12 protein-coding genes are annotated in these 12574 nt (G+C 64.7%); 8 read left to right on the top strand and 4 right to left on the bottom strand.

Annotated elements, in window-relative coordinates; all coding sequences use genetic code 11:
• The first annotated feature begins 157 nt into the window (after positions 1-157).
• On the top strand, positions 158-952 hold the full coding sequence (locus tag AC1VXC_RS20055) for a TatD family hydrolase (protein ID WP_313173248.1): 795 nt from the start codon (positions 158-160) through the stop codon (positions 950-952).
• A gap of 29 nt (positions 953-981) precedes the next feature.
• Here the strand turns inward: AC1VXC_RS20055 and AC1VXC_RS20050 are convergent, their stop codons facing one another.
• The 4 genes from AC1VXC_RS20050 to AC1VXC_RS20035 all read right to left on the bottom strand — a co-directional run bounded on the left by AC1VXC_RS20050 (position 982) and on the right by AC1VXC_RS20035 (position 5574).
• On the bottom strand, positions 982-2496 hold the full coding sequence (locus tag AC1VXC_RS20050) for an OmpA family protein (protein ID WP_481539721.1): 1515 nt from the start codon (positions 2494-2496) through the stop codon (positions 982-984).
• A gap of 84 nt (positions 2497-2580) precedes the next feature.
• A complete protein-coding gene (panE, locus tag AC1VXC_RS20045; RefSeq protein ID WP_481539722.1) occupies positions 2581-3519 on the bottom strand; it encodes a 2-dehydropantoate 2-reductase in 939 nt (312 codons plus the stop codon).
• A gap of 310 nt (positions 3520-3829) precedes the next feature.
• Positions 3830-4624 (bottom strand): ABC transporter permease, encoded by a 795-nt coding sequence (locus tag AC1VXC_RS20040; protein WP_313173245.1) that lies wholly within the window; start codon positions 4622-4624, stop codon positions 3830-3832.
• Positions 4621-5574, bottom strand: a complete 954-nt coding sequence (locus AC1VXC_RS20035) for an ABC transporter ATP-binding protein (protein ID WP_313173244.1) — start codon at positions 5572-5574, stop codon at positions 4621-4623. The genes AC1VXC_RS20040 and AC1VXC_RS20035 overlap by 4 nt, the downstream gene beginning before the upstream one ends.
• A 98-nt stretch (positions 5575-5672) precedes the next feature.
• On the opposite strand from AC1VXC_RS20035, the gene AC1VXC_RS20030 reads away from it, so the two are divergent.
• From AC1VXC_RS20030 to AC1VXC_RS20000, 7 genes are all read left to right on the top strand, one after another.
• Entirely contained in the window at positions 5673-6449 is a 777-nt protein-coding gene (locus tag AC1VXC_RS20030; protein ID WP_481526851.1) for a ferredoxin--NADP reductase, read from the top strand.
• Positions 6450-6513: 64 nt separating this feature from the next.
• Positions 6514-7764 carry a hypothetical protein gene (locus AC1VXC_RS20025; RefSeq protein ID WP_481539723.1) on the top strand — a complete coding sequence of 417 codons (1251 nt, stop codon included), beginning with the start codon at positions 6514-6516 and terminating at the stop codon, positions 7762-7764.
• Between the two features lie 259 nt (positions 7765-8023).
• Positions 8024-8608: a hypothetical protein gene (locus tag AC1VXC_RS20020; RefSeq protein WP_313173242.1), complete on the top strand. Its 585-nt coding sequence runs from the start codon at positions 8024-8026 to the stop codon at positions 8606-8608.
• A gap of 9 nt (positions 8609-8617) precedes the next feature.
• Complete coding sequence (locus AC1VXC_RS20015; protein ID WP_313173241.1) at positions 8618-8815, top strand: helix-turn-helix transcriptional regulator; 198 nt, start codon at positions 8618-8620, stop codon at positions 8813-8815.
• A 68-nt stretch (positions 8816-8883) separates the two neighbouring features.
• A complete protein-coding gene (locus AC1VXC_RS20010) occupies positions 8884-10413 on the top strand; it encodes an alpha/beta hydrolase (RefSeq protein ID WP_313495787.1) in 1530 nt (509 codons plus the stop codon).
• A gap of 30 nt (positions 10414-10443) precedes the next feature.
• A complete protein-coding gene (locus AC1VXC_RS20005; RefSeq protein ID WP_313173239.1) occupies positions 10444-11199 on the top strand; it encodes an ABC transporter ATP-binding protein in 756 nt (251 codons plus the stop codon).
• Complete coding sequence (locus AC1VXC_RS20000) at positions 11196-12389, top strand: ABC transporter permease (RefSeq protein ID WP_313173238.1); 1194 nt, start codon at positions 11196-11198, stop codon at positions 12387-12389. Before AC1VXC_RS20005 ends, AC1VXC_RS20000 begins: the two co-directional genes overlap by 4 nt.
• The last annotated feature ends 185 nt before the right edge of the window (positions 12390-12574 follow it).

Below are 12574 nucleotides of genomic sequence, written 5' to 3'. Positions count from 1 at the left end.
ACTCTCTCCGTCGTCGGCAGCGTCAGATGTGTATAAGAGACAGGCCCCCGGGTGCGCTGCGCTTACCCGGGCTACGGGGCTCCGTTCATGCTGCACAGGGCTCGCCTGCGGCCAAACCTCTACAATTCCCTGTTCCTGCCTCACCGCACCCAGCTCAATGCAACTGATCGACATCGGCGCCAACCTCACCCACGAATCCTTTGATCGCGACCTGGACGCGGTGCTGGAGCGCGCCAAAGCCGCCGGCGTGGTGCAGATGGTGATCACCGGTGCCAGCCGTGAGCACTCGCCGATGGCCTTGGCGCTGGCGCAGCGACACCCCGGTTTCCTGTACGCCACCGCGGGCGTGCATCCGCATCACGCCAGCGAGTACACCGACGAATGCGATGCGGAAATGCGCGCACTGCACGCACACCCGGAAGTAGTGGCGGTGGGCGAATGTGGCCTGGATTTCAATCGCGATTTCTCGCCGCGCCCGGCCCAGCGCAAGGCCTTCGAACGCCAGCTGCAGATCGCCAGCGAGAACGGCAAGCCGCTGTTCCTGCACCAGCGCGATGCGCACGATGATTTCATCGCGATGATGAAGAACTTCGACGGCAAGCTTGGCCCGGCAGTGGTGCACTGCTTCACCGCCGAGCGTCGTGAGTTGTTCGATTACCTGGACCGTGACTGGTACATCGGCATCACCGGCTGGCTCTGCGATGAGCGCCGCGGTGCGCACCTGCGTGAACTGGTCAAGCACATCCCGGCCGAGCGCCTGATGATCGAGACCGATGCGCCCTACCTGCTGCCGCGCACGATGCGGCCGCTGCCCAAGGACCGCCGCAACGAGCCGGCCTTCCTGTCGCATATCGTCGAGGAACTGGCCCGCGACCGTGGCGAAGACGTGGCATTGACTGCTGCCAACGCCACCGCTGCAACCCGTGCGTTCTTCCGCCTGCCGCCAGTGTGAAACGGGGGCTGCAATGCAGCCCCGCCTGATCAGCGCTTGACCAGTTCCACCCGCCGGTTGCTGGCGCGGCCGGCCTCGCTGGCGTTGTCGGCGACCGGCTTGTCCTGGCCCCAACCACGCGCCTGCAGCCGTGCCGGTGCGATGCCGGCGGCGGCAAGGCTGGCCACCACCGAAGCGGCGCGCGCGTCGGACAGTTGCTGGTTGTGTGCCGCATTGCCGCTGTTGTCGGTGTGGCCCTCCACCGACAGCTGCAATGCAGGGTCCTGCTTGAGCACGGCCAGCACCTGCTCCAGCTGTGGCTGCGAGTCGGGCAGGATCTGCGCCTGGTCGGTGGCGAAGTTGACCTGGATGGCGACCCGCCCCTGGCTGTCAAGCTGCTGCTTCAACGCCGCTGCGGGCAGCAGGGCCGCGGTCTGCTGCAAGCCCTTGCGCTCAACCACCACCCAGCCTGCGCTCAGGTACTCCAGCCGGGCATGTACCCAGATCTGGCGACCGTCGGGCAGATCGGCGCGGTAGACCACCAGGTCGAAATCATCCCAGTTGTAGCCGGCGCTGCCCGAATAGGCTGAACGCACCGACTCCGGTACCGACTCGGCCTGGGCTTTCGGAATGCGGCCATCGAACACCGTGGTTGCGTTGACCGTTGCCATCATCGCCTCGAGGTTGCGGCGTACCTCGTGCAGCGAATACGCGCGCTCGGGCTTGTGGAAATCGGCCGCCCAGAGCTTGCCCTCAACCTGCTCGAAGTGATCACCGGTCCAGAAGGGGAAACGGTCGAAGTCACGCTGGAGCGGCTTGTTGCGGTCGTTGTAGCCGGCCGGCAGGCTGAGATGGGGAAAACTGTCGGACCAATGGGCGGTCGGCGTGAACGGCACTTCTTCCAGCACCACCATGCCGGCATGCAGGTCATCCAGCGAAAGCTGCACCCAGATGTTGCGCTGGGGCTGGCGGATCACCCATACCGAGGTGGGGGCGTCGGCGCCGTTGTTGACCGCATCGATGAAGCCGCCGCCAATCTCATCCTCCAGCTGCGGCCCGTAGTAGATATCACGGTGCTCGGGGCCTTCAAATACCTTGCTGGCACCGGCGGCGCTGAGCAGGGTATCGAGATTGCGCTCCAGCTCCAGCGCGGAGAAGCTCTTGCCCGCACTGCTGGGGACCACGATCTGCGCAGACCAGCTGGGGCCTTCCACCCAATGCACGCCGTCGCCCATGCGCAGCGGAAAGCGCGCCCACGCACGCACATGGGGCGCATTGAGGGGTTCATAGCCCTGCGGCAGGCCGAAGAAAGGCAGCGCGCCGAGTGGCTTGTCGGTCGTGGCGATGCGGCTGATATCGAAGGGCACCACGGCGACGGGCTTGCCCTCGCGGTCCTGCAGGCCGCCGACAGTGGCCGCGGCCGCGTTGTCGGTTGCCGCCGGCGTCGTGTCGACGACAGCGGCCGGTGTCGTTGCGGCAGCGTTTGTTTCAGGCTCGCTGCGGCTGCAGGCCAGCAGCAACATGCTTACGGCGCAGCCCAAGGCCAGCGCTGGGTACTTTTTCATCTCGATCCTTCGCGTGTACATCCCCTGTAGCGGCGAAGATAAACCACCGCGGTGAACGCTGCATGCGCTCACCGCGGTGGCAGTTCAGCCGGCGCGCTGTGCCTCGTAGGCCTGCAGGTGGCAATACGCGGCCTGCAGCAGCGGCGCGGACTGGCCGGCGGCAAGCGCGCGGCCCAGCATGTCACCGACGATATGTGCCGCTTCCACCCGCTGCCCCGCCTCCAGGTCGCGCAGCATCGAGGCCTTGATCGGTGAGCCTGGCTTGGTGATGGCGCCCAGTGCAAATTCCTGTGCCTTCGCTGGAATCGGCTGCCCGGCCTGTGTGGCCACGGCCAGGCACTCGTCGTACAGGGCCTGCATGAAGGCAGTGCCGTGGTCGCTGGCGACGATAGTGCCAACGTTGGCGCGCATCAGGCAGGTGCCGGCGGCCAACGCGGTCAGGAAGGTGTATTTGATCCATTGCTCCAGGGCGATATCGGCCGAGGCGACATGGTCGATGCCGGCCTGTTCGCAGGCCTTGGCAAGTGCGCTGACGCGGGCGCTGTCGGTGTCGCCATCACGTTCGCCGAAGGTCAGCTTGGCCGGCTTGTCCAGATGCAGCACGGCGCCATCGTCGGCCTTGGTTGCACTGATGAAGCACAGCCCGCCAAGCACGTGCTCGCGCCCGAAGCGTGCGTCCAGTGCGGTGTAATGGCGCAGGCCGTTGAGGATGGGCAGCACCGTGGTGTGGGCGCCTACTGCCGGTGCGATGGCCTCGATCGAGCTGTCCAGGTCATAGGCCTTGCAGCTGAGGATGACCAGGTCGAAGGGGCGCTGCTGCGCAAGCTGCGGCAGTGACTCGGCGGTGACGTGGGCGACCGCGAAGGCGGCGTCGCCGAGCGGGCTGCGGATCACCAGGCCATCGCGGTCCAGCTGCGCGGCACGGTTGGGTCGCACCAGGAAGGTGACATCAATGCCGGCCTGGGCCAGCCGGCCACCAAAGTAACCGCCAGTGCCACCGGCACCGAGAATCAGGATGCGCATCAGCTTGGATATCCATCAACGAAGGGGAGTGAAGACATCATAGGTGTTCGGCGTGCGGTTGATGTTGTGGGAGCGGCGTAAGCCGCGAAGCTGTTCCCCTCCCTTTGCCGAAGGCAAGGGGGTGAAGAAGGCCTGCTTGCGCGCCATTGGCGCGCGGCCTGATGAACGACCGAAGGCTATGCCTTCGGGCCGGACGGGTTGGGGAGGGGGTGTGCTTTTGGCTTTTGGATCTTTTGCTTCGCGGCTTACGCCGCTCCCACAAGAACCAAAGCAAAGAGCCAAGAAAAAAGGCGCCTTGCGGCGCCTTCTTTCAGCTGCGCAGGCCTACGCCCCGGCGCAGCAGCCACAGGGCCAATGCGGTGAGCGCGGCAACAAAGCCCAGCATCAATGCATACGACACCCACAACGGCACGTCGCTGCTGCCCAGCAGGCCGTAGCGGAACGCATTGACCATGTAGAAGATCGGATTGGCATGGGTCATCGCCTGCGCCCAGCCCGGCAACAGCGTCACCGAGTAGAACACACCGCCCAGGTAGGTCAGCGGGGTCAGGATGAAGGTCGGCACGATTGCCACGTCATCGAACTTCTTTGCATAGACGGCATTGATGAAGCCGGCCAGCGAGAAGATGGTCGCGCCCAGCAGCACCGTGCTCAGCGTTACCAGCGGGTGCGGGATGCGCACCGGGGTGAAGAACATGGCGATGATCAGCACGATCACGCCGACCATCAGGCCACGCAGCACGGCGCCGGCCACATAACCCCACAGGATCACCCAGTTGGGCATCGGGCTGACCAGCAGTTCCTCGACATGGCGGCCGAACTTGGCACCGAAGAACGAGGAGCTGATGTTGCCGTAGCTGTTCTGGATCACGCTCATCATCACCAGGCCCGGCACGATGAACTGCATGTAGCTGTAGCCGCCCATCTGCCCGATCTTGGAGCCGATCAGGCCGCCGAAGATCAGGAAGTACAGGGTCATGGTGATGGCCGGCGGCACCAGGGTCTGGCCCCAGATGCGCAGGATGCGGTTGACCTCGCGGCGAACGATGGTGCCCAGCGCCACCCAGTTGCGGCTGCTGTCGGTCACGGGAACGGGGGTACTCATGCGGCGCTGTTCTCCAGGTTGCCGGTGAGGCGCACGAACAGCTCCTCCAGGCGGTTGCTCTTGGTACGCATCGAACGCACGCGGATGCCGGCGGCATTGAGGGCGTCGAAAACACGGTTCAGATCCATCGCGCGCGGCATGTCCAGGTCCAGCGTATGCGCGTCGGTGGCGACCAGGGTGGCGCCTTCGATCTGCGGCAGCTGGGCGGGCAGCTCACCGTCGATGTCGAACAGGAAGCCTTCCACATCGAGCTTGGCCAGCAGACCGCGCATCGGGCCCTGCTCGACGATCTGGCCGTGGTTGATGATGGCCAGGTTGCGGCACAGCTGCTCGGCCTCTTCCAGGTAGTGCGTGGTGAGGATGATGGTGGTGCCGGCGGCGTTGATTTCCTGCAGCGTCTTCCACATGTCGCGGCGGATCTCGATATCCACGCCGGCGGTGGGCTCGTCGAGGATCAGCAGGCGCGGCTGGGTCATCATCGCGCGGGCGATCATCAGTCGGCGCTTCATGCCGCCGGACAGGGTGCGGCTCATCATCTGCGCCTTGTTCCACAGGTGCGCACGCTTGAGCTCCTGTTCGGCGCGGACCTCGGCCTCGGCACGCGGAATCCCGTAGAAGCCGGCGTAGTTGACCAGGATGTCGAAGGGCTTCTCGAACAGGTTGAAGTTGATTTCTTGCGGCACCAATCCGATCAGGCGCATGGTTGCGCTGCGGTTGGCCACCAGGTCACTGCCGAACACCTGCACCTGGCCTTCGCTCAGGTTCACCAGTGAAGAAACGATACCGATCAGGGTCGACTTGCCGGCGCCATTGGGGCCGAGCAGGGCGAAAAAGTCGCCAGGGGCGACCTCCAGCGACACGCCCTTCAGGGCCTGTACGCCGTTGTCATAGGTCTTGCGCAGGTCGGTGATGCGCAGCGCAGCTGTGCTGGATGGGGTACGGGAGTCCAATCTCGGGCCTTCGCGCCGGGTACAGGCGTCGGATAAGTGCAGGCGGCTATTATAGGAGGCCCCGTGGTCCATACCCGGTTACACACTGTTCCCCTCCTGTGCCAATCCAATTCCCCCTCAAGCTGGTCGGCCGGCACATGCTGGCGCCCAGCATCGGCCATTACCAGTTCGTCCGTGACGACGGCCAGCCGCTGGATTTCCTGCCCGGCCAGTTCATTCAGATTCACTTCGACTACGCCGACGGCACCCCGGCCAAGCGCAGCTACTCGTTGGCCACCATCCACGATCACGCGCTGGGCCCGGGCGATGCGGTGGAAATCGCGGTCAGCTTCGTCCCCGGCGGTGCCGCCACAGCCCTGTTCGAGGGCATGGAACTGGGCGACCACGTCAGCGGCAGCGGCCCGTTCGGACGTTTCTGCCTGCAGCCGGGCGACCACAATGCCCGCTACCTGCTGATCGCCACCGGCACCGGCGTCACCCCGTACCGCTCGATGTTGCCGCAGCTGCGCACCGCCATGCAGGAGCGCGGCGTGGAAGTGGTGTTGCTGCAGGGCGCGCGCACGCCGGAAGAACTGCTGTACAGCGACGACTTCTATGCCTTCGCCGCCGCCAACCCGGGTTTCCGCTACCTGCCCTGCCTGTCGCGCGAGCTGCCGGAAAACCCGCATGCCGATGTCCGCAAGGGCTATGTGCAACAGCAGCTGGCCGAGATCGCGCCGGACCCGGCCCGTGACATCGCCTACCTGTGCGGCAACCCGGACATGGTCGATACCTGCGTGGAAGCGCTGAAGCAGGCCGGTCTGCCGATGCCGCAGATCCGCCGCGAGAAGTACGTCAGCTCAGCCCCGCCGAAGCCTCCCATCGAGCGCAGCTGAGCAGCCTCCTGATTGGCGGAACGCTTGCAGCCTGCCGCCACGACAGCGCGTTCCGCCGGCTGCAATGCGCGCAGCCGCGTGCCGGAGCAAGCCCTTTGCCTGGCTGCAGCCGTGCAGCCGAGGCAAAACGAAGGGGGCGATGGGGGCCAAGCGCTGCAAGGCAGCGTGGGGCGTGTCTTGCCGCAAGAACGGATTGCTTCGAAACTGCCTCTTTGGAGGGCAGTTCATGCAGGACAACAGCGTCATCCACTTCATCAAGCCCTGTCGCCGCTTCGACGAGGGTCCCCGGCAACTGACGCCAGCTTATGCACGTGCGCAGGCGGCACAGGGGCGCGTGGTGCAGGTGAACCTGGACAACTGTTCGTTGCAGAGGATGGAGCGGCTACCTGAGAAGCCCCGCCTGGAGGATGCCGAAGCGGTTGGCCTGCTGCCGTTGGTGGAGCTTCTGCAGAATGCGCCCCTGGCCTTGACTGCCATCGGTCTGGACGAAATGCCGGATCGCTGGGTAGGCGGTGCGATCAATGCCTATCAACGCTTCTGCGCGGCGTTCTGGACCGGCCACCAGGACGATGCAGAGGCCACGCAGCGGACCTTCGATCCGTTGTCGACGGCTCGAACGCTGCAGTTCGATGACCTGCCGGAGGGCTCCCGGCTTGCCTATGGCGGTGCTTATGTCGCCTTGTTGCAGATGCAGCGGATCAGCCACGGATTTCCTGCGATGGCAGATGCAAAGAAATTCGAGGCCTATCTGCACAGCATCATCGGCTCGTTGAATATCGTCAGTGCCTTCGAGCTGGAGATTGCAAAGTATGCGTTCTGGACGCCTGCCGAACCGGAGGTCCACAGGTTGCCGGACCGAGTGCGCTCGAGGCGCAGGGACATCGCGGAGAACTTCACCAAACTCCAGCGCAGCGTCGAGAAGTGCAGGTCTGCGGCACTCAACGGCGCGATCGATCTGTATTGGCTCAGCGGCGCAAATCTTGCCGAGGACATCGGCTTGAGCCTGGGACTCGGTGCAGTGCGGTTGCCGGTGGATGCGTGGGTGGGAACCAATGACGTCAAGCTTTATCGGATTTGCGAGGACATCCACTCTGTCAGCGGCTATGCATCAACAATGATGCGGCTTGCCACAGCCCGCGAGCCGGAAATGTCGCGATTCCGCTACTGGTCGGAGGTGGACCGCATGAGCAAGGACGTGATGCTGTATCGCGCGCAGACCCAAACGGATGAAAACCAGGACCGGCTGGGAAGGATCGATGCTGCTGCCCTGCTGGAGGGAGAGTTGCGACAGCTGCTGGCGGCTGGCAATCGGTGAGGGTGCCGAGACAGTGGCTGGCCTGTTGCTGGTGATGTAAAGGAAGCTTGACATTGGTCGGCGCGTAGCGGCAGGATGTGTCAAGCGTGCTTTACAGGAGTTGGGCCATGCGTTGTTGCAGTTGTCTTGTTTGTTCCGTGGCAACGGACTCCGTTGCCAGCCGGCGTGTCGGCAACCGGCGTGCTGTTCATCGGCATGCTGTCAGCCGGTTTGTTGCCGCACCGCGCGGCCCACAACTGCTGCCGCAGGGAACGGGCCGATGAGCCGCAATTTTTGGACGCTCGGCATGCTGATCGCCGCCGCTGCATTCACCTTGGTCGCATGCGCGCTGCTGCTGTGGCAGCCGATGGGCGCGCAGCCGCAAGTCAGCGGCATCCTGTTTGGTATCGCCCTGGGCCTGGCAATCGCAGCACTGCTGCGCTGGCTGATGCCCGCTGGCTGCGATGCCGCACCGGCCAAGCTGCGCAAGCGCTATACCCGCGAGGTGATGCTGGCGATGGGCGGCTATGTGGTGTTGCTGGTGCTGTCGATCCTGCTGCTCAAGCGGGTCGAGGACGGCCTGCTGCGCGCCTTGATCGCCTTGTTGCCGGTGCCACCGATGATGCTGGTGCTGCGGGCGATGATCCGCTACATCCGCGATGCCGATGAGCTGCAACAGCGCATCGAACTGGAGGCGGTGAGCTTTGCTACGGCGTTCGTTTCGTTGATCTACCTGACAGGCGGATTCCTGCAGTCGGCCAAGGTCATCGATGTGCCGTCCAACGTGGCGATGATCTGGGTGTTCCCCTTTGTCTGCCTGTCATACGGGCTGGCCAAGGCCGTGGTCGCACGGCGCTATCACTGAGCCGCGGCGATGGATAACCGATTGCGCGAGCTGCGCGAAGGCAAGGGCTGGTCGCAGGGTGAACTGGCCGAGCAGCTGGAGGTTTCCCGACAGACGGTCAATGCACTGGAGACCGGCAAGTACGACCCCAGCCTGCCGCTGGCGTTTCGCATTGCCCGGCTGTTTGAAAGCCGGATTGAAGATATTTTCTTTCCTGAAGTCACATAGCTGCCGCGCCCGCGTCTGGATGCAGGCAGATCCGTTTTTTCCTTGAACCGTGAGGGGCTGTTCCGATGATGTCCCGCAAGACCCAAACCATCCTCGCCCTGGCCGTGATCGCCGGCATTGTCGGCTACCGCCTGGTGCGGTCACCCGATACGCCTGCGCCCGCTGCCGCCGGGGCCGCGCCCGTAACGGCTGTGGCCGGCAAGCCACAGACGCTGGGCAGCTTGAGCTTCCAACCCTGCAGCCTGAGCTCGGACGGCAGCCACGACAGCCTGGAAGCGCAGTGCGCCACGCTGGAAGTGCCGGAAGACCGGGCCAATCCGCAGGGCCGCAAGATCGCGCTGAACATCGCCTGGGTCGCACCGGAGAAGGAAACCGACCTGCAGCCGGACCCGGTGTTCTTCCTCGCCGGTGGCCCTGGCCAGGCGGCGGTTGCCACCTATCCCCAGGTGGACGCGGCCTTCGCCGAGGTGCGCAAGCATCGCAACGTCATCCTGGTGGACCAGCGGGGTACCGGCAAGTCGAACCTGCTGGCCTGCGACACACCTGAGGACGCCGACTTCAGCGCAACGGCGATGCAGGCGGCCGCGCAGAACTGCGCCACCCAGCTGTCGCAGAAGGCGGACCTGCGCTTCTACACCACCACCGATGCGGTGGCGGACCTGGATACCGTGCGCCAGGCCATTGGCGCTGCGCAGATCAACCTGGTCGGGGTCAGCTACGGCACCCGCGTGGCCCAGCAGTACGCCATGCGCCATCCGCAGACCACGCGCAGCATCGTGCTCGACTCGGTGGTACCGAACAGCCTGCAGCTGGGCAATATCTTCGCGCGCAACCTGGATGATGCACTGGCGCTGCAGTTCGCCCAATGCACCAGGACCACCTCGTGCAAGGACAAGCTGGGTGACCCGCGTGCCGAGCTGGACGTGTTGCTGGCCAGGCTGCGCGCGCAGCCGGTAACGGTGCGGTACCGCGACGCCAGCACCGGCGAACAGCAGGAAGGCGAGCTGCGTGCAGAAACCGTTGCCGGCCTGGTGCGCATGTATGCCTACATGCCGGCTGCCGGCGCGCTGCTGCCCAAGCTCATCCATGAAGCCAATGGCGGCCGCTACGACAACCTGATGGCGCTGACGCAGATGCTGCAGGGCGAGATGAAGGACGCCATGGCGATGGGCATGCAGTTGTCGGTGGTGTGCAGCGAGGACAACGAAGGCATGGTTGCCAGCGCAGGCGATGAAGACACCGTGCTCGGCAAGCAGATGGCCGAGTCCATGGCTGCGATGTGTGCCAGCTGGCCCAAGGGCACGGCGCCGGCCGACTTCCACAAGCCGCTGGCCGGCAAGGTGCCGGCGCTGGTGCTGGAAGGCGAGTTCGACCCGGTGACCCCGCCGCGCTACGGCGAGGAGGTGGTCAAGCACCTGGATAACGCACGCCTGTTCGTGCTGCGCGGCCAGGGCCACAACGTGATTGGCGCCGGCTGCATGCCCAAGCTGTTCGCGCAGTTCATCGAGAAGACCGACCCGAAGGCGCTCGATGGTGCCTGCCTTGAGAAGCTCAACTACGTGCCGCCGTTCACCAGCTTCAATGGCTGGGAACCGTGACATCACCGCATCACTGAGGAATCCGCTTCCATGATCGTTGCAGAACGACTCCGCAAGACCTTCCCCGGCAAGGGCAAGGACAAGACGCCAGTGATCGCCGTGGATGACGTGGGCTTCACCGCCCATGACGGCCAGATCACCGGCCTGCTCGGCCCCAACGGCGCCGGCAAGACCACCACCCTGCGCATGCTGTATACCTTGATGACGCCGGAGAGCGGCCGCGTGCTGGTCGATGGCGTCGACGCCGCCGTCGACCCGAATGCCGTGCGCCGCAGCCTCGGCGTATTGCCGGATGCACGCGGCGTGTACAAGCGCCTGACCGCCCGCGAGAACATCGACTACTTCGGTGAATTGCATGGCATGAGTTCGGCCGCCATCGTCGAGCGCACCGCGCGCCTGGCCAAGGCGTTGCAGATGGAGGATTTCCTCGATCGTGCCACCGAGGGCTTCAGCCAGGGCCAGCGCACCAAGACCGCCATCGCCCGGGCACTGATCCATGACCCGCGCAACGTCATCCTCGACGAGCCGACCAACGGCCTGGACGTGATGACCACCCGTGGCCTGCGTGGCTTCCTCAAGGAACTGCGCGAGGAAGGCCGCTGCGTGATTTTCTCCAGCCACATCATGCAGGAGGTCGCCGCGCTGTGTGACCGCATCGTGATCGTCGCGCAGGGCAGGGTGGTTGCCCAGGGCACACCGGAGGAACTGCGTGAGCAGGCCCATGAGAGCAACCTGGAAGACGCGTTCGTGAAACTGATCGGCAGCGAGGAGGGCCTGCACGCATGAGCCAGACTGGATATTTCCGCGCCATCTTCACGGTGATGCGCAAGGAGCTGCGTGATTTCGCCCGTGATCGCCGCACTTTCCTGTTGACGTTGTTGACCGCGCCGCTGCTGTACCCCTTGCTGTTCCTGGGCATGAACAAGCTCACCAACCTGCGTGCCGAGACGCAGTTGGAGAAGGACTTGAGCATCCCGGTGGTGGGCATTGCCCGTGCGCCGAACCTGGTCGCTTTCCTGGCCAGTCGCGGTATCAATGCCACCGAAGCACCGGCGGATATCGAAGCGCTGATCCGCAGCCAGCGCGAAGACCTCGCCCTGGTCATCGACGAGAACTTCGCTGCCGACTGGAAGGCCGGCAAACCCGCGAAGGTCGAAATTGTCGCCGATACCACGCGTCGTACCGGGGAGGTGCAGATCGCACGGGTCCGCAGTGTGTTGTCGGCCTATGGGCAGTCGGTAGGTGCGTTGCGTTTGCTGGCACGTGGCGTCAATCCGGCGGTGGCCGCACCGGTCAATGTCGGCACCCGCGATCTGGCAACGGCCGAAGCCAAGCGCGGCATTTTCCTGTCGGTGGTGCTGCCGCTGGTGCTGATGCTGTTCGCTTTCATCGGCGGCTCGCACCTGGCCATGGACACCACTGCCGGTGAGCGCGAGCGGCAGTCGCTGGAACCCTTGCTGGCCACGCCGGCAGCACGCGGCGCGCTGGTCAGCGGCAAGATGCTGGCTGCTGTGGTGTTGGGTCTGGCCTCGATGCTGTTGATCCTGGTGTCGTTCAAGATCAGTGCCAGCATTGGCGGCGGTGCGGCGCGCTCGCTGGACGTGAGCTTCGCGGCGATGGGCAAGCTGCTGGTGATCCTGCTGCCGCTGGTGCTGATAGGCACCGCGCTGCTGACCTGTCTGTCGGCCAGTTCCAAGAGCATGAAGGAAGCGCAGAGCCATATGGTCTGGCTGATGTTGCTGCCGATGCTGCCGGGCTATGCGCTGATGGCCTACCCGCTGAAGGACACCCAGCTGTGGCAGTACGCGGTGCCGTTCCTGTCGCAGAACCAGATGCTGGTGAAAGTGACGCGTGGCGAGATGCCATCGGCCACCCAATGGGCGGTATACCTGACCGCCTCGGTACTGCTGGCAGTGTTGTTGTGGGCGGTCGCGGTATGGCGTTACCGGCAGGAGCGCCTGGCAATCTCCGGCTGACAAGACGCATCTGTAGTGCCGAGCCATGCTCGGCTGGGGCTTTACCGGTAAGGCTCCTGCCGAGCACGGCTCGGCACTACCAGAACAACAAAGGCCCGGATCGCTCCGGGCCTTTGCTTTTGCTTCACCTGTAGCGCCGAGCCATGCTCGGCTGGGGCTTTACCGGTAAGGCTCCTGCCGAGCAC

The sequence above is a fragment of the Stenotrophomonas sp. STEN033 genome (assembly GCF_056856655.1).
Note: the sequence above shows the minus strand (reverse complement) of the source record. Positions and strands in the feature narration are given on the sequence as shown.